Origin of the sequence: Paenibacillus radicis (ex Xue et al. 2023), assembly GCF_024722015.1 — a bacterium.
Taxonomy (GTDB): Bacteria; Bacillota; Bacilli; order Paenibacillales; family NBRC-103111; genus Paenibacillus_S.
This window is the reverse complement of record NZ_JANQBD010000003.1, coordinates 1-19,226: the sequence shown is the minus strand read 5'-3', so window position 1 is coordinate 19,226 and position 19,226 is coordinate 1. Positions and strand designations below refer to the sequence as shown.

Below are 19,226 nucleotides of genomic sequence, written 5' to 3'. Positions count from 1 at the left end.
CTCATATTTGTGTCCCGGACATTAATCCCATCCCCAGAGACTTACAAGCTGTCGGGAGACAAGAACATTATCCCATTACCTCCTCATAGCCCAATAACCATGGGTTGGTCATGTTATTCAGTAAGGCTTAGAATCAGCCTGGATTACATGGTGCTTACTATGTAATACAATATAGGAGCTACTAGCAACAAAAGCGCAGTGTTAAAAAGCCAACTGGAATTGGCCAAATCGCCGTCCAATTTATATAGCTGAGGTGGAATTAAGGAAGTAAACGCAGGCGGCATCGCGGTTAGAATCAATATCACTTTAAGCACCATATAATCTTCCAACTGGCCTATACCGAGAAAATACGCTAACGAAGTAACCGCCAATGGCACCATTAGAAATTTCACCACAGAAATGGAGCAGCATTCCTTCAAATACCCGCGGATCGCTTTCACCTTCATGTTGAAACCAATCGAGATCACCAATAGCAAGCTCGACAAAGGAACCGCATACGCAATAAAATCTCCGTACACTGCCGGTCTTTCCCACGAAGAGATACTCAATAAACAGCCGACTACTATCGATAACAGAGAGAACAGGACATACGGATCGACCAATAGGTTAAGTAGCCCTCTTGTTCTTTGTCCCTCAGGTTGATCCGTTGACCCAAATGATTTGGCAATTGGAAAGCCGATCGCGTAATAAACAAACTGCTCCAATAAACGAAACATGGCTATATAGGGAACCGTTTCCGGACCAATAAATACAAAGCAAAACAACCCTCCAAAGTTGCCCATATTCGTAAAAGACCCGGATACAAACATTGCTCCTGTTTTCGCACGGTCCAGCTTCTGAAATTTGGAAATACTGATCGCCAGGATCCCGCCCAATACCAATGTAAGAACACCCAACATAGGCAGTAACGCCAATTTCATGCTGTCCAGTTTAACGAACCAGAAAGCACCCAAAATAATGAGTGGATTAATGCCGAGTAATACCAATTGGTTGATCCGTTTAAGAATCACCTCTACAGATACTGAATCGGAAATGTGCTTTCTTTCCCAAAGCACCCTCACGCCCTTGCCCAGCAATAATCCTGCTATAAGAATTCCAATTGGAAGAATAAATTTATCTATGCTAATGCACCCCTGTCTCCTACAACTAACAATTCGGGCCAGCGCCCTAAGGGACTATCCCTATTCGTTGGTTTCATTCCTATATCGCAGTATACCATGAGTACCATGACTAGCTCCAGACCGTTGATACCAAGAACAAACAGGCAGCTTACTTGCCCCGGCGGATCAACAGCGCCCAATCCACCTCGGAGGGCGAGATTAATAAGGGCTGGTAAGCCCATTTCCCAGTTGAGGGGTTAATCCATTTCACCTCAGCAGATGTTACGTCCAGTTGGACGGCCACACGGGCCGGTCACTGGGAAGCCGCCGCTTTATTCGGGAATGAGATAATGTTCTTGTCAATTTCGGGAATGGGATAAAGTTCTTGTCATTGAAATTTGACAAGAACCCTATCCCATAATACAAAAAAGCCGCGATTCACGCGGCAATTAATGAGATTATGTTCTTGTCACCCGACATAAGTAAAAGATGTAATAATAACATCAATACATCAATTAATAAAGACCTTCAAAGTGTGTTTGAAGGTCTTGGTATTTAGTTTTTGGGACAGTGTCAATTCAACCATCTAACCGCCGTATACCACGCTCAACTCTCTGCAAGACAGCTTCAGCAGAAGCCAGTTTTCCCTCTAAGTCGGAATCCCCAACCATAGAACCTTTTCCCGAAAGAATTCCCCCAAGTACAGGTCCGCCCAAAGCATGAGCCGGTCGCAAACAAAAGGCAAGCTCATAACCAGCCGCTATCTCATCGAATTCTATGGGTAACCTCGAATCTTCCCTTAAACCGGACCAAAGTGCATGTAAAAGTGCCTCATCATCTAAGTTTGGATCCCACATTTGAAATAATAGGGCTACCGTTTGACTTAGATCCGCACCAGGTGTGCCTTGACCAGCATAGGACCAGTCAATCAAAACCGTTTTTTCAGAATAACGACCTAAGTTTGGAGGCCAAATATCATGATGAAGAAGTGTTTGCGGTAATGCTTCCAGTTTGGGATAAATAAATGCCGCTGCCTGACTAAGCCGCATTAAAATGCTGCGTCTTTTGGTAGTAAACACTCGTGAAATCCGTTCAGATTGAGGGTGATTATCAATGGAATTACAATTTTGGGCAATACGATCGACCCACAGTCCATCGTACATTGCCTGAGCCCGGTAACGGAGGTACGGCATTTTACTGAGTTCATCCGATCTTCCCCACCATGTCCTATGCAATTCCGAAATATCATGTATCATTTCCTTTAAGATTGCCGGCGTCCACTCTAGGTCAAAGGTGTTAGATCCAAGATCCTCCAACCAAACCCAGTATATCCCTAATTCAGGTCGTATGACTAGATGGTAGGCATTGGGGATATACAGCTTTTCATTCATATCTTTAAATAAGTCGTAATGGTAACAATCCGCTTCCCGACGTGCAAACGCCGGGTCTAATGACTGGCTTGCAATCTCTCGAGATTCTTTTAAAACGATAGAAGGAGGAGCAGACACTGATCCTTGATCGGAATAAGTTAATCTGAATCGAAAGATGGAGCCTCCCCCATGCGATTTCCCCCCCGCGCACTCTTGAGTAAAGGAAATAACAGTTGCAGAAGCAATCCCTGCCTTTCTTATGAGACGAGTAAGGTATCCACAATCGATTTCTTCAACTGAAGTGATATTGTCTAATATTGGATCAAACATGAATTTCTCCTCCTTAAAATGAATAAATTGATTATTCTAAAATGGTTAAGAACCGGTTCCTGTATAGCTGCGAAGCCCAGCCCGCCAAACTATAATCGACAAGAACATAATGAATATAGCCATAACAGGTGATAAAACTGCCAACTGTTCTTCAGGCTTGTGGAAAATTGCAGCAGTGGGATAATACGTGCCAAATGCAAAAGGAATCACCCACGTTATCAAAGAGCGGACAGGCCAAGGATAAATTTCTAAAGGGTATCTTCCAAGTTCCCCTAGTTGATAGGCGAGATAAGGCAAATTAGTCTGCTGTCCCCCGGTCCAAAATGTTATGCTTTCTGCAATCAACAACGCACTTACAAGAACCAAACAGCCGGATACAAGGGCTACTAGCAACCAAAAAATGTGATGGAAAGTCCATATTAACCCGACATTGAATCCTGCAAATATTAACATAGTGCTGCCACTGAGGAGATGGCCGAGTCCCTGTACGCCAAAGGTAGAACCCATAATCTGAAACAACGGTGAGACCGGACGAACCAAGAGTTTATCCAGTTCACCCTTAGCAATAATGCCGCTGATTGACCATACTCCTTGGAACAGGGTACTTGCGAAAGCTCTGGACAATACGGCTAGACCGTATAAAAATATGACCTCCCATCTTGTCCAACCTGAAATAGCTGGTATATCTTGATAGAGGATAGTTAAAAAAATGAGAGCAGCCAGGTGACCGGATACCGAAGCAAAGACACCCATAAAGAAGTCAACATCATATTCCAAGTGAGACTTGATCGATTGTTTTAAGAAACTTGGATAAAGTCTTAGATGCCGACTCAATTGTCGGGGATTAACCGCCATTGACACTAACCCTCCTCACCGCCCTGTTCCAAACCATTCGGGCAAACAGCCACAAAACGACCGCCCAAAACAACTGATGAATCAAGGAAGTCCATAAGACTTCGCCAGATATTTGACCAGTGAAAATCCGGGCTGGTATAGCAATAGTTCCAGCGAATGGAAGAATGTCAAGTAGGCTTCGTACCGAATGTGGCAAGAGCTCCAGTGGGAAATAGGCTCCTCCAAGGATTCCAACAAGAGTAGCTCGAGTTACAATCAAGCCCCGGATATCAGTTAGCCAAAATGCTGCTACCCCAGTAAGGTAGGCTATATCGTATTTGATAACTATGGCTAGGATTACGCTGATCAAAAAAAAGAGGACTGTAGTCCAATCCTGTGGTATTAGGATATCTAGCCATACATAGCCCAATAGCCCTGTGATCAAGATCAACCAGATACCTTCTATAAGAGCAGTTCCTATAGCGTTAGAGAAATGAAGTATCTGATGATTGAGAGGCCTAATTAAATCTGTAAAAACGTCTCCGGTACGTACGGATTGTGCGATTAAACTCTCTGTACGAAAACTGATCAGCCCATCAAGCATAAAAGCGATTAATACGTAGGTTAAGAAGGTTTGTTGACTATAATCACCAATACCTGGACGCCCAGAAAGCGCAACCTGCCAAAGTGCTGCAAAAGCAATAACCCGGACTATATTTCCCAACAGACTTAGCAAATAGGCAACACGGTGGGTAGCAGCGCGGCGATAAGCAATTAAGCTTAAATATGTGTACTTATGCAATAATATCGGCAAAGACCGACTTGACCGGCGAACTTCAAAATTGTGCTTTCTCAGACCCATATCAACATCATCACTTCATTTCACTCCTATATAATTCGGTAACAGTCTTCTCTATAGAAGGTTCCTCAACCACGAGATCCATCACTATGTATTTATTCATAATCCAACTAGCAACATCCGCCGCTTTAGTTTTCGCTTGATCAAAGTATAATGTTACCCAGGGCCCTTCTTGTTCAGTATAAGTCACTTCAGGTGGTGGATCTTGTACTAACCGATTTGCGATATGTCTGTCTGTCAATGCTACTCGAATGACTCTGTTGCCACAAAATTGCTCGCGAAAATGGTTGAGGGAACCGTTGTACATGAGTTGACCTTTATCTATTACAATTAGCCTTTGACAAATCTCCTCTATATCTCGAAGATCATGAGTTGTAAGAAGGATGGTTACCCCCCATTCCCGATTCAACTCCCGAAGGGATGTGCGAATTCGTTGCTTAACGGCTATATCCAATCCGATTGTTGGTTCATCGAGAAAAAGCACCTGCGGTCGATGAAGGAGTGCAGCAGCTAATTCTGCCCGCATCCTTTGACCAAGTGAGAGCTGCCTGACAGGCCGATCTAATATGGGTTCTAGTTCGAGAAGTTCTATTAACCAACGCAAAGTCGTTTCATAATCCTGTGGTGTGATCTCGTAAATTACCCGCAAGAGATCAAACGAATGGCTAAGGGGGAGATCCCACCAAAGGGTCGTCCTTTGGCCAAACACAACTCCGATATTCATAGCATAATTCATTCTGTCTCGATGAGGAGTGACTCCATTAACTTTTAAACTACCTGAGGTTGGAACAAGAATACCTGCCAACATTTTTACCAGAGTGGATTTTCCAGCTCCATTTGGACCTAAAAAACCTACAGTTTCGCCAGTATCAATAGTGAAGCTAATATTGTTAACAGCAGAAATATTTTGATATTGACGAAGCTTGGTAAACCTTTTGATAGAATTGAAGATCCCTTTTTCAATCGGAGTCTTTTTCCTGCTGCGTACTTTGTATACTTTTGTTAGTTCGTCTACTGTTATCAGACTCAATCGCCCCCCTCTTTCATATGTTCTAATATACGATGAAATAACCAAATATTACAAGAATAAGTATTCTCTCCTAATGTAAGGAAGTGCCGATTTTATATCTGTATTGGAACATCGATTTTTTTAAGATTCATATTGTCTAAAACACAGTTTAGACAACATTCCTTTATACGTCTCCTCCCGTAGATCGCTCTTGAATTGAGGAATTGCTATTTAATTTCCTTTTTTTTGGAGCTCCATAATTTTGAACCACCCTAATTGTTAATTACCACCTATTCCCTATTATTAAAGGATTTCTCGGTACCGTGTTATAATTAAGTATATTTGAGTCGTGCTATCGTTAATTAAGCATACTTGTGTCGAACTAATGCGACACAAGTATGCTTAATTAGAATCGATAAATGTACTATTGACGGTGATTATATTTGAGTAGTTTTGTGTTGTTGCACAATTGGTAATAAAAATGAACCCCGAGCAAGACACAATTGGAAATTCTGTGTCTTGCTCGGGGTTCATAAATTAGATGGTGTCTACTGAATCTGAATTTTTTGAAATGAAAAAAGGGGATTTTACCATTTCTCAGCACCGCACCTGTCATTATCCTGCTTGTTAGCACAACGCGGCTGCCGATCCATTCCGGCAGTTGCGTTTTAGTTGTTTATTGAGCTAGAATGTCTCGTTAGTTGAATCACTTTTCGTTGATGTAATTTTCTGCTTGGAGTGCATCCACTGGATAATTTTCAGAAGTTATACAATTAAGCTAAAACTGGTCAACTGAACACTTTAAATCAATAAAGGATTGTTCTCTTGGATTATAGTCTTCACCTTCTTGCCCCCAGAGTTCAACGTGAAATACGTAGCCAACCGTCAATGTTGTTGTATCCAGTACAATGGGGTCACCGTTCAAACCAGATCCTATTATTAATAAGTTATTATCAATACAAGACTTGTTCCCATCTTGCGAATTGTTATCTGCGATATTATTTACATGATCAAAGTAAACGTGTCTAAATATAATAGGGAGTGTGAAAGAAAACTCACTTAAGAAGTCAATTACTACTTGAGAGACATTATGTATTCTTTAAAAAGATATTATTGCGACCGAAATTGGTTCTCTCATTAAAGATTTATTTTAATTGATACTGCTTAACTTATACTCGTCTAGACTAATTCTTCTCACTTGCAAGAATTCCTTGCCATTGCCATTGCGTAAAACTGCACGTCCCTCGGTTTTAATAGTTTATCTTAAGTCTACTCACTCATTCGCAGGATATCGTTGCCTTGGATAACAGATAGTATCCCGTTAGAGATTAATGACAGGTTTTGAATTAAATAGAAATATCACCTGAAACCCAACCTCTTATAAATTCTTTTAACGAAGAAGCGACCCAAGTTCGGCTATCATCTTCATGATTCCAAACATAAACGTCAGTTTTTTGGATTGCTCCGTTTAATATTCCGTAACCGAATAAATCGCCGTCTCCTGCATCAGAAAAAAACAATAAATGATCAAAAGGCATATAGATATCCTTAAAATCTTCATCTTCTCTATAATTTAAATTATCTTTTATGATTTGATTAATGGACCAAATTAACGGACAATCGAATTCATCAAATACCCCGTTTGTTTCACTGAATAATTGTTGCAACTCTTCAGGTAGCTCAATATTTAGTTTTTCCTTAATAGTTGTCATTTCGGCATCAGTTGCTGGATCTTTAAATTGATGTTCAGCAGAAAATGAGCTGATGAATTTTTTCCACATATGTATAGTTCACATCCCTAGAAAATTTTCATTAAGAAACAACCCACCATCAATAATAGGTTATCTTCCATATACTAATCGGTCGTCATTTTAGAAAACTGCAGACCGTCAAAAAAGATCCTCTGTCGTTCTTGGTGATTATTGAGTTCTTGTTCTCCGTTAGCTTAGTCCACCTTGTTTATTCTTGCCAATGCTTCTTCAATGGTTTCATATTTAATGCTATCGTATTCCCAACTCAAATAGCGGTTAATGGCTAAAGCTACTTCTCCCCACGTTGGACGAATCGAATCTCGTAAAACTACATTTATTCGTTCTTCAATTGTAGTTTGATCAAATGTATGCACTATAAATGTCGCTCGCCCATCAATTATATGCTCTTCATCAAGCATGGAATGGAGTCTGTCCGTAGTCATAACACGAAAATAGAAATATTCGACTCCATCAGCTTCCTCCTCTCCAATATAAGCAGCACCACGAGCAAGGAATCCTTTTGAGCCATCTTTTATTTGCACAATATCAAGATATTTTAGTACGGGCTTTATCATAAACTGACCCCTCTTACTTCTGCTTAGATCGGCATCGAAATCCGTTAGCTCAGTCACTTTCATGTTCACCCTTAAAATGAAAGTGCTCGTGGTAAATACCATCCATACCTACCAACTTGCCGCTTTTCATATGAAAATAAGCAAAATTGCGGTTCAGAGGCAGCTTGAGCAAATCATAATTAACGTTTTTTGGAAACCCTTGAATTACTTCGACTGCCTTTTCACGAGTCGCGTAAAAACCGATGGGAAAGAAATTTGGAAAACGTTTAATATCTTCAGAAACAAAAATTCCCCACATAACATCTTTATTCAATGCTTCACTCCGTTCTTTCTATTTCGCCACATTGTATCACATTAAAATTGAATTAATCTCCCGTTATTTCAATAAAACAGGGAGCAGTTGCCGTTCGTGGCGAGCTACTCCCTTTTTTTTACTATCGTGTCCCGTTTGCGTACCTTTGATGTTCTTAAGCAAATATTTGTAAAATGATTGTAAAATAGTATTACTGATAAGGATGACCGAATTGTATCCAATCTCCTTTGGTTAAAATGGCCTGGTTCCGGGTCCCCGGACTATTCAACATATGCCAAGATGTATACTGTTCGGCATAAGGATTAAATGCTGGAATTCCGTCAACAGGTACAATGACATGATATCCCCGAAAAGCAGCGCTTGTCGCTGTATGAAGGACTGCACCATTAGCGGCGTACCCGGTAACGAGCACGGTTTTTATGCCGTGCTCTTTTAGGATTTGATCGAGATCGGTTTCATAAAATTTATCAACGTTAGATTTCACAACGGGATCATTGGGCAAGGGAGAAAGCTGAGGAACAATATCTGAGACATTTCCATTATGTGTAAGACTATAAACAACTAACATGCCCCGTTCACGGCTTTTCGTCAGTAACGGATTGATATTTGAGATGGATGCAATACAGCGAGGATTATTACATATCGTCACTTCCATATCTAGAACGAGCAGTGCGCTTGTTTTCGGGTCGACAGTGACGAATTGAAGCTTAGGCGGAGGCGGAGCAAGGACGCAATTCCATTCATCAATGATCGTTGTGTTATTTTTTGTTGCATAGTCGATCAAATGAATACAGTAAGGACAATAATAAATCATCTACATCCACCTCTAGGCATCTTAGATGTTACCTAATTTATGCAATCAAATTGAAAAGGTGAGGAAGGTAAGTAACCGAGGATATGTCTGCGAAAAGGCAAGCATTCCTCGGTTTTTTGCAATGTTTAGCGATTCAAGATGACCACCAATCGATGAAGCTGTCTTCGAATTGTCCTATTAATATGATTAATGACTCTTATTTTTGTTGCCAATTTAAGGTGAATCGTATGATAATATTAACCTTTTAGCTGCGGATTACTGCCCGTCCCTCGGTTTTAAGGGTTTATCTAACGTATACTCACTCATTCGCAGGATTTCATCACCTTGAAAATAACGACCACTTAGAAAACGAAGTCCTATGGATAAAACTCTTTCATTTAAAGCGTGCGGGAACAGAGGAGCCGTAAAATCCATTCCCCTAAATTTCACTCTACTGCACGCATATTCCACGAATACCCTGGAAGCTTACCATCCCATGGCTCTACGGGTCTATGCCCTTACATTCCATCGTCATACCTATCCAAGGTGTGGAGACCGATTGCGTTTAGCGGACGGGTCTAAGCCCTTTTCGGGCAGGAACTCGGTTCTCCGTGCTTTCTTTGTAAAATCCTGCGAATGAGTCAAAATACGTGGTATTTGCAGTGTTATGCAGCTTGCGCAATGATGTGACTTGCCTTTTCAGGCGTAAATGCTTCACCTTTTTGGACAATACTGATTAAGATTCGAGCTACTTTTCCCAGCAGTTTAAATACAGATCTCTGTTTCTTCATATGCTTAACTTTAACGTTATACTCATGTAATTCTCGAAATACAGGATTGACACCAATGAGTTGGATGGTAGCGAGAAACAAATATTTACGTAAGGTAGAATCTCCTCGTTTCGATATGACGATCTGTCCCTTTCGTTTTCCCGACGTACTTTCAGCTAGATTAAGACCGGCTTTTCGAAGTAACTGACGTCCATGCGCATATTGTCTAAGATCACCCGCACCAGCTAATATCGCTGCAACAAAGATGGGGCCAAGCCCCTTTATGGAACGAAGCTGACTTGCCATCGGAATCTCACTAAGTATTTCTAGGATTTGCTTCTGCATTCCCCCTAGCATTTCCACGATGCGCTCATACTCTTCAATTAATCGTTCCAAATCTTGCTTTGCTTCAGATAACGCTGTGACATCACCCACACTCCGCTTGGCTTGAGAGATAAGCTCAGCAGCTTTCTGCGTGCCTGTAGAGCCGCCTGCTCTGTGCATATGCTTTCTCCAAGTCGTAATCATCTCGGTTATGGATCGTGATGCGAGATCCTGCGGTAATGGTAACTCGTTCAATGTGGCCATTGAACGTTTGCAAGTCCAATCCTTAAACACCGATGTATACTCTGGAAAGCGAATGTCTAACCAACGGATAATCCGATTCTGCAACCGGACACTGTAGGCGACCCAGAACTCCCGATCGCTCATCAGGGTGCGAAGTCTTTGAAACTCTTGGGTTTGTCGCGTATGTTCATAATAATAACCACGGCTTACAATATCCGCGATGACAAGAGCATCCTTCGGATCACTCTTGGAAGGACTATTATCGCGATTCTCCTTGTTTCTTTTGGTGGTGGCTGGATTCACTAGGACAACGTTCGTTCCTTTGTTTGTAAGCCAATTCGCCAGGTTCCACCAATAATGTCCTGTAGGTTCCATGCCAATGATAAAACTATTCAAACGGTGCTTCTGCTGAAGTCCTTCTATCCAACGCTGCAGCTTTTCAAAGCCTTCTATGGTGTTACTAAATGAGAGGTGTCGATTCGAGAGCACGATTCCGCGAAAATTCGTAGCTTGCGCCACATGAGTTTCTTTAGCCATATCGATACCTACAACAAGATGAGATGTGCTAATTCGTTCAATTCGTTGATTTTGTACTTCTGATTGTTTAAACTTCATAATAAGAGTGCCTCCTTGATGGTGTTGGGTTGTAAGCCCGGGACAAACCCATCATACCGAGGCGCTCCTTTTTTGACAAAGGCTATTTCTTAGCCCTAACAGGAATGTTTAGCGGGGAAAAGGCTGCCGTTACGAACGGCAGCCTCGTCTTGCTTTCTTATTGAACAAACGTTCCCATTAGCCACCCATGCCCCTCTCGGGGCACCACAGAATAATGTAAATTTTGGTGCGGTGTTTTATACTATGTTTACGGCTGGTGAGGAAGGTCGTTACGCTATGGTGTCACGAACCCATCCGTTAGTCTGACTACGACGATCATGGTGCACCACGGTATGTCGCTCCTTTTTGGAAGCACGCGGGGTAGAGTAATCCTTTTCTGGTTGTTGCACCAGTCCTCAATTTTCATTGCCGTAGAAAGGTGAATGTTATGGATGTCCTGATCGAACGCGCTTGTGGTTTGGATGTTCACAAGAAGTCCATCACTGCTTGTGTTTTGACGCCCGATGGAAAGGAGATTAAGACGTTTCGTACCCATACGGTTTTCCTGTTCGACTTGATCGACTGGATCAAGCAGCATCGCTGTACACACGTGGCCATGGAGAGTACGGCGTTTTCTGGAAGCCCGTCGTCAACCTGCTTGAAGCCGAGGAGATTCAGTTTCTTGTCGTTAACGCCCAACACATCAAGGCAGTCCCCGGCAGGAAGACGGACGTGAAAGATGCGGAGTGGATTTGCAATCTGCTGCGACATGGGCTACTGAAGCCTAGTTATATTCCTGACCGTAACCAATGTGAACTTCGCGAATTAGTCCGTTACCGTCGCAGCCTCATTCAGGAACGCTCCCGCGAACATAACCGGGTCCAAAAGGTCTTGGAAGGCGCCAATATTAAGCTCGCTGCTGTTGTTTCCGACATTATGGGCGTGAGCAGCCGCGATAGGATGGGTGCCATGATCGAGGGCGAAGAAGATCCAGAAAAGCTGGCAGCCTTTGCACGGCGGACACTAAAGAAAAAGAAAGAAGAGCTGGAATTAGCCTTACGCGGCAACATGAGTGCCCACCAGCGGATCATGCTGAAAACCATGCTCACGCACGTCGATTTTTTGAATGAGCAGATTCTCGAACTGGATACGGAGGTAGCCAAACGGCTCGACATTGAACGGCTAGATACGATTCCAGGGATCGGCCGGCGTACCGCCGAACAAATCTTAGCCGAAGTTGGGACTGACGCCGCTTCACGCTTCCCATCTGCCGCTCATCTCTGTTCATGGGCCGGCCTCGTTCCAGGGCAAAATGAAAGTGCCGGAAAACGTAAATCCTCGAAAACTCGCAAAGGCAACAAATATCTCCGAGCGGCACTGATCGAAGTCCCCCATTCCGTATGCAGATCTGACAACTACCTAGGAGCATAGTACCGGCGCATCGCCGCCCGAAAAGGGAGACACCGAGCAGCCGTAGCTGTTGCGCACTCGATCATGATCATCGCTTACCATCTCCTTGCACGCAAAGAGGGTTACAAAGATTTAGGCAGTCATTACTTTGAACAGCGACAGCAAGAAGCGATTGTTAGACAAGCCGTACGAAAGCTCGAGAATCTTGGTTTTCAAGTCACTCTTTCTAATTCGGAGGCCTCTTAACTTCCTAATGTTTCATATATTCCTATGAAGCACAGCCTTTAAAAAACCATTAAAGCTGGGCTTAGCTTCGTGCTGCCATTTTGGGGTTTGTGCTAAGAGTAATTTTCGGGGTAGCTTAATCAACCTTCTACGCTTTACCACATATATGTGATACGGTTCAGCGCGAATGATCCTAAACTATCCTGCCCGTTGATTTGGCCAGTATAAATACCCACGTTATGTAATCATTGTTGGGAATGAGATAATGTTCTTGTCACCCGACAATTTATAAGTTTTAGTGTTATACATTATAATGATGGGATTATTGGTCCGAAAATTTATAAGTTGTTTCAACACAAAAAGCAACGATTTAAATCGTTGCTTTTTGTGTAACGCGTATAATTGTATTTACCAATTTGTTTGAACAATCCCAGCAAAGTGCTCAGCTAGTGATTCTGAAAACGGAAGAATCAGGTCTGTATTCCAATCCGGGACACGCTGGCGAATGCTCTCTCAGGTTACATTCAGGATAATGTCCTTTAGTTCAATCAGAGTATTGATTCGATAGCTGGCCTGTGAGAAGTCATGTGTTTTTGTGAAGTCGTTATGGACAATAGCACAGTCGATACCAGCCGCCACGGCTGAGTTCAACCCTCTGTTTGAATCCTCTACAACCAGGGTCTCTTCTTTGGTAGCTCCGAAGCGCTTTAGGCCAGTCAAGTATGGTTCCGGGTGCGGCTTGGTGCGCTCGTAGTCTTCGCGAACAAGGACGAATTCCATGAGTTGTCTAATCTGGCGCTTTTCATGAATAAGTTGAAAATCCGCATGTTTTGCAGTCGTCACGATGGCCATGCGGACGTACTTTGACAGTTCGGCTAGAGTTTCAACTACGCCTTCAATCTCTATGGCTTCTGTTCTTAGATATTCCTGATAATAGACGTTGCGGACCTCACGCTGCTTGCTGATGGTCTGTTCATCAATACCTGCCGCCCTAGCTTGGGACCAAGTGCCCAATGACTGGGTCATGTCGCGGAGGTATTGATCTTTATCCAAGGTAAATCCAATGTCAGCCAGAGCGCGTTCTCCCGCTTTGTAATACCAGAATTCAGTATCAACCAGAACACCATCATGATCGAAGAGTATGTACTTTTTCATTGTTTCGTTCTCCTTTGTCAGCTGCGGCAACCATGCGTGCCATCACGCGCCGCTCCTTTATATTTGATATCGCTTACATCGGTTCATAGAACTTATGTTCCTCTTGTTAATATTACTCGTAATCTGTTGACGTGTCATCCAAAAATTAACATTTTTTGTATTGAAAGAGGAGTTTCTGCAAAAAAAAGAACACACCCATACATTCGCTCAGGATGCGTCCTTCTCTTTTACGTTGTCTTTCTGTCTGACCTTCCAGGATCAAAATCGGTTTTCGTCACACTGGAGAGAAAGTCCCCATATCAACGCTTAAACCCGCTTTCCTTACTGAAACTTCTCAAATTAATTGTTTTACGATTTCGGTCAAGCTGCATGCGACTCCTAGTGATAATATATTTCTTGAAACCGTTCCCTTTTTTTCTTTGTCAACGCTGCGACGAGCCTCATGTCCGCCGACTTTTGCCTCCGATCTACTTTCCTTTGCTCACCCAGAACGTGATGCGGTCGCCATTTTTCACGGGAGTACCGGGAGTAAGGTCTTGCTTGAACACAACCCCTTTGTCGGCTGCATTCGATTCCATGTAAAACTGATATCGAAGCCCAGAGGCAATTGCTATCTTTTCGGCATCCTCCCTTGTATGAGCGACCAAATCCGGAACAATGCCCGTCTTGGCTTGTATCGCGCCATCGTCTGGCGGCTGAACCTCGACTTTATCCCTCGGTACAACCGTTCGAGCTTGCATCGAGGATGCCGATGCTGAGGACTCCGACGTCTCAGTACGATTTACCGATACAACTGTGGGACCGAGCGTTGGAATTGTCTGCGACTTAGAACCGTTTACATCGTCAGGGAGCGGACGCAGTATCAGCCAAAGTAAGAATATGAGTACTCCGGAGCCGACAGTAGCAAACAGATGCCATTTGCGCAGTTTGAACGTCTCTCGGAACAGATTGCGCAATTCCGCCATTTTGCTTGCCGTTGCCGCACTGATGCGCGTCTGAGTCTCCCCAGGTTTACGCCCTTCTGCCGTTCGCTTCTTGCTTTTAGGATCTACAAACGCATGTGACTCACGTATAGCGGTTTTCCACTCCCGTCTGCTTGACGTCATCATATCGTTTTCCGGTAAAACCGATATAAGAAGTGGCTCCTTCCCCTCGTCACCGATACCGAGCAGTACTTCCAGCTCTTGCTGAAAATCGGCAAGCGTGCATAACCCTTCATATGCCCTGCTGGCCAAAGCTATAGCACGTTCCCGAGCTACATCCGACAAATCCGCAAACGACCGATTCATCTCGAATGTATAGGCACTAATAGAGGATGTCGGGATATCTGTTTTGGCACCTAGCTGGTACAATAGCAGTGCCAGCCCCGGAACTCCGCGTCGTCCGTACTTCCCCTCCGCCCAAAAATTTATGATCCGCAACCGGCCGTTATCTTCAATCCATAGATTATCCGCGTCAACGGAGCATTCGGGCAGCCGTCTTCGGCGAGCTTCTCGAATGCCCTTGGCCAGCTCGTGCACATACATCAGCGCCTTGTGACCCGTTATCTCCAGATCTATCAACCGATCGGACAAAGGTCTTCCCGTTTCCGACTGAAGAACGGCAAACAACGTTCCGTCTTCTGAACCAGCATCCAGAACTCGCATGAAATGCTCGTCGGACATCTGGGATGCTTTTCTCATAAAACGTAAAGCTTCCTGATGCGCTAGTTCGTCTGCCTCTAGGAATGTATATAGAAGAACACTACGTTTGAAGGTCAGATCCATCCCTCTTAACAATAGCCCGTTCGTAATTTCTTTAATCGGTTGTTCGGGCATATATCGATTTCCGATGTTATCCATAGACGTATTCCCCCTTATACGTATAGTCTATTCGCCTAACATCTAGTTTTTGCGTCATTAGTGGTTATATTTACCATGGTCAATCGTACAAGTTCTTATCACAGGAAAGATGAAAAGATCCTGTCCCTACTAAAGAAATAAACCCGTATTTTTTGGGGGGCTAATCGGAATCGGTACATGTTCTTGTTTCCAGTGCATAGATGAAATAAATTACATAGGTTCTTGCTACTAAACTTACTGCCAAAAAACCTGTGACTATAAAATTCTAGCCAGTGGCAAAGTTTCTATGTAAAAGCCAAGAGGTACTTTAACGAAAATGGAAGCAGCTGCGGTGGCGGTCTGCTTCCTAGTCATTGCACTATCGTTTCCCGTCCCTCGTAATCGTCAGATGTCCAATGAAACAAATTCCTCCCCCATATTTTTTTACACGTAAGCGTCTATCCATATTTTTTTTCATAATGATAACGTACCCTTCGTAGATGAAATAACATCGCCTGTTATCCTAATTGCTTTCTTCAACGCATCGCCGAATGCCACGAAAATTGCCTCATTTATATGGTGTGTATTTCTGCCGTATTCCAAATTGATGTGCATGGTTATCCCGCTATTATGCGCTACAGCGAGAAAAAACTCTTCGGTTAATTCGGTTTCAAACTCGCCTGCTAGTGTTGACGGCATTTCCACGTTAAACACTAAAAAAGAGCGATTCGATACACTCAAATCCACTAATGCTAAGCTCTCATCCGTAGGTATACGCGAACTACCATAACGGTTTATGCCTTTTTTATCCCCTATAGCCTTTTTGATTGCTTGCCCCAAGCATATTCCAATGTCCTCAACCGTGTGATGGCTGAAGGCAGAATCATTGTCTCTTTCCACAGATATAAAAGCCCTCTCCTGTTTCGTTCAGGTGAAGAATTCGATATGAATTGTCATTTTCCTTTTTATGGATGGTATTTAACTATCCTCCCGTTCGTACAATTATTGAGTATAGGAAAAAATTACACTTTTTTCTTGCGTCAGTCTCTGGTAGGCTAGTAGGGAAAGGTTGTAAATGTTTGCTATATGGTTCCTACTAAATGAATTGGAGTGAGTTCATTGATTCATGGAAAATCACTGCTGCGTGGTAAGCCAGAGGAACAGGAGGTTTCTTCCACAGGTATCCAAACATTTATAAAGTCTGTGGATGCAAGTAATTTGGAGCTACACAGCTTTATGCTGCTTCGTCATGGCATTGTATTGGCAGAAAAGTGGTGGCCTCCCTATGAGCCTGAACGGCCACATCTGCTGCATTCGATAAGTAAAAGCTTTACTTCAACAGCAGTCGGATTGGCTGTGAGGGAAGGACTCATGTCCATCGAGGATCAGGTAATCGCTTTCTTTCCGGATGAAATAACACCCGAAATCAAACAAAACATGGGCCAGCTATTAGTAAGTCATCTACTGACAATGTCTACGGGCCATGTGCAGGACCCAACCGCTCCTATGATGAATCAAGCGATAGGAAACTGGATAAAAGGATTTTTGGAAATACCGGTTGAGAAACCGCCAGGCACCTATTTTGTGTATAACAGTGGAGCCAGCTATATACTAGCCGCGATTTTACATAAGGTGACAGGGCAATCACTGCTTGATTACCTGCAGCCTCGGATTTTCGAGCCTTTAGGCATTGAGGGGGTTATTTGGGATACTTGCCCTAGAGGCATCAACTGTGGCGGCTGGGGCATGAGTATCCGCACGGAGGACATGGCCAAATTCGGCCAATTCTATTTGCAAAAAGGAGAATGGAACGGGCAGCAACTCTTACCTCTGCATTGGGTTGAAACGGCCACCAGATCCCATATTTCAACCGAGGGTGAACAGGGAATCGACAAGCAGCAGGGCTACGGCTACCAATTTTACTTATGCCGTTACGGGTACACGGCGCGAGGTGCACACGGGCAATTCGTTATCGTTTTACCTGAGCAGGACGCAGTTATTGCCATTACCTCCGATGTGAAGAATATGCAGGCTGTACTGGATTTGGTTTGGGAGCACCTGCTGCCTGCATTTCTTTGATAATGTTCTTGTCAATTTCGGGAATGGGATAAAGTTCTTGTTATTGAAATTTGACAAGAACTTTATCCCATAACACAAAAAAGCCGCGATTCACGCGGCAATTAATGAGATTATGTTCTTGTCACCCGACAGGACAACCATTCGGCACACCGGGGAACTTCATGCCCGGCATCGACGAAAAGCGTGCTGGAGAGAACCAGTTTGAGACTAACGTAATAATGCGACCACGAACCGTCTGCTTCGCGGCTTGCCTCCAAAATCAGAAATCGAAGTCGGTTCTTTTTTAAGTGGTAGCCAGAAGCGTTATCTTCCCACTTTTGAAAGAATCGCCTGTTAAACCCATATAGTTAGGGAAAAGTCCAATCTCGTTAAATAATAATTTAAAATAATTAAAACATTCAATCCATATTTGGGATGAGGCTGCTATTAAACCATATAATGTAACTGATGTAGACATATCACGCAGTTTAGTTCTCCCCCTAAGCCATCATTCCAATTTTTACCTTCATTGGATTCAATAATTCTGCCTATTATCGCAAAAATGGTTGCCAATCATATCGGCAGCTTTTGCTATTCATTGAACAAACGTTTTTCGTTAGCGTAACTCAATGCCCTGGACCCTCGATAATTAAAAACGGCTTTAAATCCTCTGGAGACTTGATATCGTCCAACCCGATCTTTGTTATCCTCTTATTACGTGTAACAAAATCGATCCTATACGGTAAGGCTTCATTAAAGAACTCACTTCGGAAACCGAAAACATCGAACTTCGGCTTTTTTTGAACAAGACTCTCTATTAAGCTCCGCGGATAGAAGTTGATCTCAATTGCAGCATCTTTCAAACCTCTCTTTTTCATAAATTCAACAACACGATAACCATACTCAAGTGCGCGTTGTTCAGAAAAATCACGATCTATCAACACACCCATGAATAGATACTCTTCGGTGACATTTTCATGAAGTTTCCGTATGTCTCCATACTTTGTCTCGATAGGGTTACTTAACAATTCTGCGGGAATGAGCATATTGACTGCTGCATATAAGCTGAAACCTGGACTTATTTCATTAATTAAGGGGACGTACTCCAGGATTGTGTCATATCGCCATTTAGACTTTTTAAAACTTTTTTCATCCACGCTAAGGTTCTGAAATACATTCATCGATAGTTCGATTTCTGGTTTCGCCGTCGGGTGAGCTGTAATGAAATATTTTCCCTCGTCATCCCCGAACGGTTTAGAATATGTTACATCGTCGATTACAACGTCCTCTGGGAATGATGCTTTCAAATAGGCTATTGCACTTTCCTCAGCCTTGCTTTCAATCAACGGATAGTAAATGTAGTCCCAGAGGAGTGCCGCTAATCCAGCAGCAGATAAACTAACTATTATTAAAACAACGCTTATAACCGTTTTCATTTACTTCTCCACATTTAAATTATAGTTTACGTTTGCATTCATACTATCACTTGGTAAAGTTGTGTTAAATTCCCGTTAACTGAGAAGGCAGCTGACCCTTTGTGGTCGGCAGCCTTCTCATGATGCTCATTGAACTCCCTCAGTACGATTCTGTTTTCTCACGAATGCTCGCTTATTCGCAGGATTTCACCCTTGTCAGATTTTCGGAAAGATTGTAAGAGCAACCGAGTTGAGGACCGGGACAATATGAAGGCGCG

Annotated in this window: 16 protein-coding genes and 2 pseudogenes; 2 read left to right on the top strand and 16 right to left on the bottom strand. The window is 43.1% G+C overall.

Going from position 1 to position 19,226, the window contains the following annotated elements; genetic code table 11:
• Window positions 1–143: 143 nt before the first annotated feature.
• The 11 genes from NV381_RS04940 to NV381_RS04890 all read right to left on the bottom strand — a co-directional run bounded on the left by NV381_RS04940 (window position 144) and on the right by NV381_RS04890 (window position 11,463).
• The gene (locus tag NV381_RS04940; RefSeq protein WP_258212169.1) at window positions 144–1,055 is read right to left on the bottom strand and encodes an AEC family transporter; all 912 of its coding nucleotides are present in this window, start codon (window positions 1,053–1,055) and stop codon (window positions 144–146) included.
• 623 nt (window positions 1,056–1,678) lie between these two features.
• Window positions 1,679–2,800 (bottom strand): aminoglycoside phosphotransferase family protein, encoded by a 1,122-nt coding sequence (locus NV381_RS04935; protein ID WP_258212168.1) that lies wholly within the window; start codon window positions 2,798–2,800, stop codon window positions 1,679–1,681.
• 45 nt (window positions 2,801–2,845) lie between these two features.
• A complete protein-coding gene (locus tag NV381_RS04930) occupies window positions 2,846–3,655 on the bottom strand; it encodes an ABC transporter permease (protein WP_258212167.1) in 810 nt (269 codons plus the stop codon).
• Window positions 3,645–4,496 (bottom strand): ABC transporter permease, encoded by an 852-nt coding sequence (locus tag NV381_RS04925; protein WP_258212166.1) that lies wholly within the window; start codon window positions 4,494–4,496, stop codon window positions 3,645–3,647. Before NV381_RS04925 ends, NV381_RS04930 begins: the two co-directional genes overlap by 11 nt.
• 10 nt (window positions 4,497–4,506) lie before the next feature.
• Window positions 4,507–5,523 (bottom strand): ABC transporter ATP-binding protein, encoded by a 1,017-nt coding sequence (locus NV381_RS04920; protein WP_258212165.1) that lies wholly within the window; start codon window positions 5,521–5,523, stop codon window positions 4,507–4,509.
• Between the two features lie 1,325 nt (window positions 5,524–6,848).
• On the bottom strand, window positions 6,849–7,283 hold the full coding sequence (locus NV381_RS04915; RefSeq protein WP_258212164.1) for an SMI1/KNR4 family protein: 435 nt from the start codon (window positions 7,281–7,283) through the stop codon (window positions 6,849–6,851).
• A 164-nt stretch (window positions 7,284–7,447) separates the two neighbouring features.
• Complete coding sequence (locus tag NV381_RS04910; protein WP_258212163.1) at window positions 7,448–7,828, bottom strand: immunity 8 family protein; 381 nt, start codon at window positions 7,826–7,828, stop codon at window positions 7,448–7,450.
• A gap of 49 nt (window positions 7,829–7,877) precedes the next feature.
• Complete coding sequence (locus NV381_RS04905) at window positions 7,878–8,141, bottom strand: hypothetical protein (protein WP_258212162.1); 264 nt, start codon at window positions 8,139–8,141, stop codon at window positions 7,878–7,880.
• Window positions 8,142–8,331: 190 nt separating this feature from the next.
• Window positions 8,332–8,955: a cysteine hydrolase gene (locus NV381_RS04900; RefSeq protein ID WP_258212161.1), complete on the bottom strand. Its 624-nt coding sequence runs from the start codon at window positions 8,953–8,955 to the stop codon at window positions 8,332–8,334.
• 644 nt (window positions 8,956–9,599) lie between these two features.
• On the bottom strand, window positions 9,600–10,886 hold the full coding sequence (locus NV381_RS04895) for an IS110 family transposase (protein WP_258212160.1): 1,287 nt from the start codon (window positions 10,884–10,886) through the stop codon (window positions 9,600–9,602).
• Window positions 10,887–11,160: 274 nt separating this feature from the next.
• Complete coding sequence (locus NV381_RS04890; RefSeq protein ID WP_258212498.1) at window positions 11,161–11,463, bottom strand: hypothetical protein; 303 nt, start codon at window positions 11,461–11,463, stop codon at window positions 11,161–11,163.
• Between NV381_RS04890 and NV381_RS04885 the strand changes: the two are divergent.
• Window positions 11,344–12,521 (top strand): annotated as a pseudogene (locus NV381_RS04885) (IS110 family transposase). The gene NV381_RS04890 and the pseudogene NV381_RS04885 sit on opposite strands and share 120 nt — an antisense overlap.
• A gap of 492 nt (window positions 12,522–13,013) precedes the next feature.
• Here NV381_RS04885 and NV381_RS04880 read toward each other — a convergent pair.
• The 3 genes from NV381_RS04880 to hisB all read right to left on the bottom strand — a co-directional run bounded on the left by NV381_RS04880 (window position 13,014) and on the right by hisB (window position 16,375).
• The gene (locus NV381_RS04880; protein WP_258212159.1) at window positions 13,014–13,655 is read right to left on the bottom strand and encodes an HAD family hydrolase; all 642 of its coding nucleotides are present in this window, start codon (window positions 13,653–13,655) and stop codon (window positions 13,014–13,016) included.
• 467 nt (window positions 13,656–14,122) lie between these two features.
• Window positions 14,123–15,496, bottom strand: a complete 1,374-nt coding sequence (locus NV381_RS04875) for a PASTA domain-containing protein (protein ID WP_258212158.1) — start codon at window positions 15,494–15,496, stop codon at window positions 14,123–14,125.
• Window positions 15,497–15,949: 453 nt separating this feature from the next.
• Window positions 15,950–16,375, bottom strand: a complete 426-nt coding sequence (gene hisB / locus NV381_RS04870; RefSeq protein WP_258212157.1) for an imidazoleglycerol-phosphate dehydratase — start codon at window positions 16,373–16,375, stop codon at window positions 15,950–15,952.
• A 219-nt stretch (window positions 16,376–16,594) separates the two neighbouring features.
• Here hisB and NV381_RS04865 point away from each other — a divergent pair, with 219 nt between their 5' ends.
• Complete coding sequence (locus tag NV381_RS04865; RefSeq protein ID WP_258212156.1) at window positions 16,595–17,554, top strand: serine hydrolase domain-containing protein; 960 nt, start codon at window positions 16,595–16,597, stop codon at window positions 17,552–17,554.
• Between the two features lie 130 nt (window positions 17,555–17,684).
• Here NV381_RS04865 and NV381_RS04860 read toward each other — a convergent pair.
• Together NV381_RS04860 and NV381_RS04855 are read right to left on the bottom strand one after the other, a co-directional pair.
• A pseudogene (locus NV381_RS04860) lies at window positions 17,685–17,817 on the bottom strand (monooxygenase); the annotation flags it as partial.
• Between the two features lie 342 nt (window positions 17,818–18,159).
• Complete coding sequence (locus NV381_RS04855; protein WP_258212155.1) at window positions 18,160–18,969, bottom strand: hypothetical protein; 810 nt, start codon at window positions 18,967–18,969, stop codon at window positions 18,160–18,162.
• Window positions 18,970–19,226: the final 257 nt, after the last annotated feature.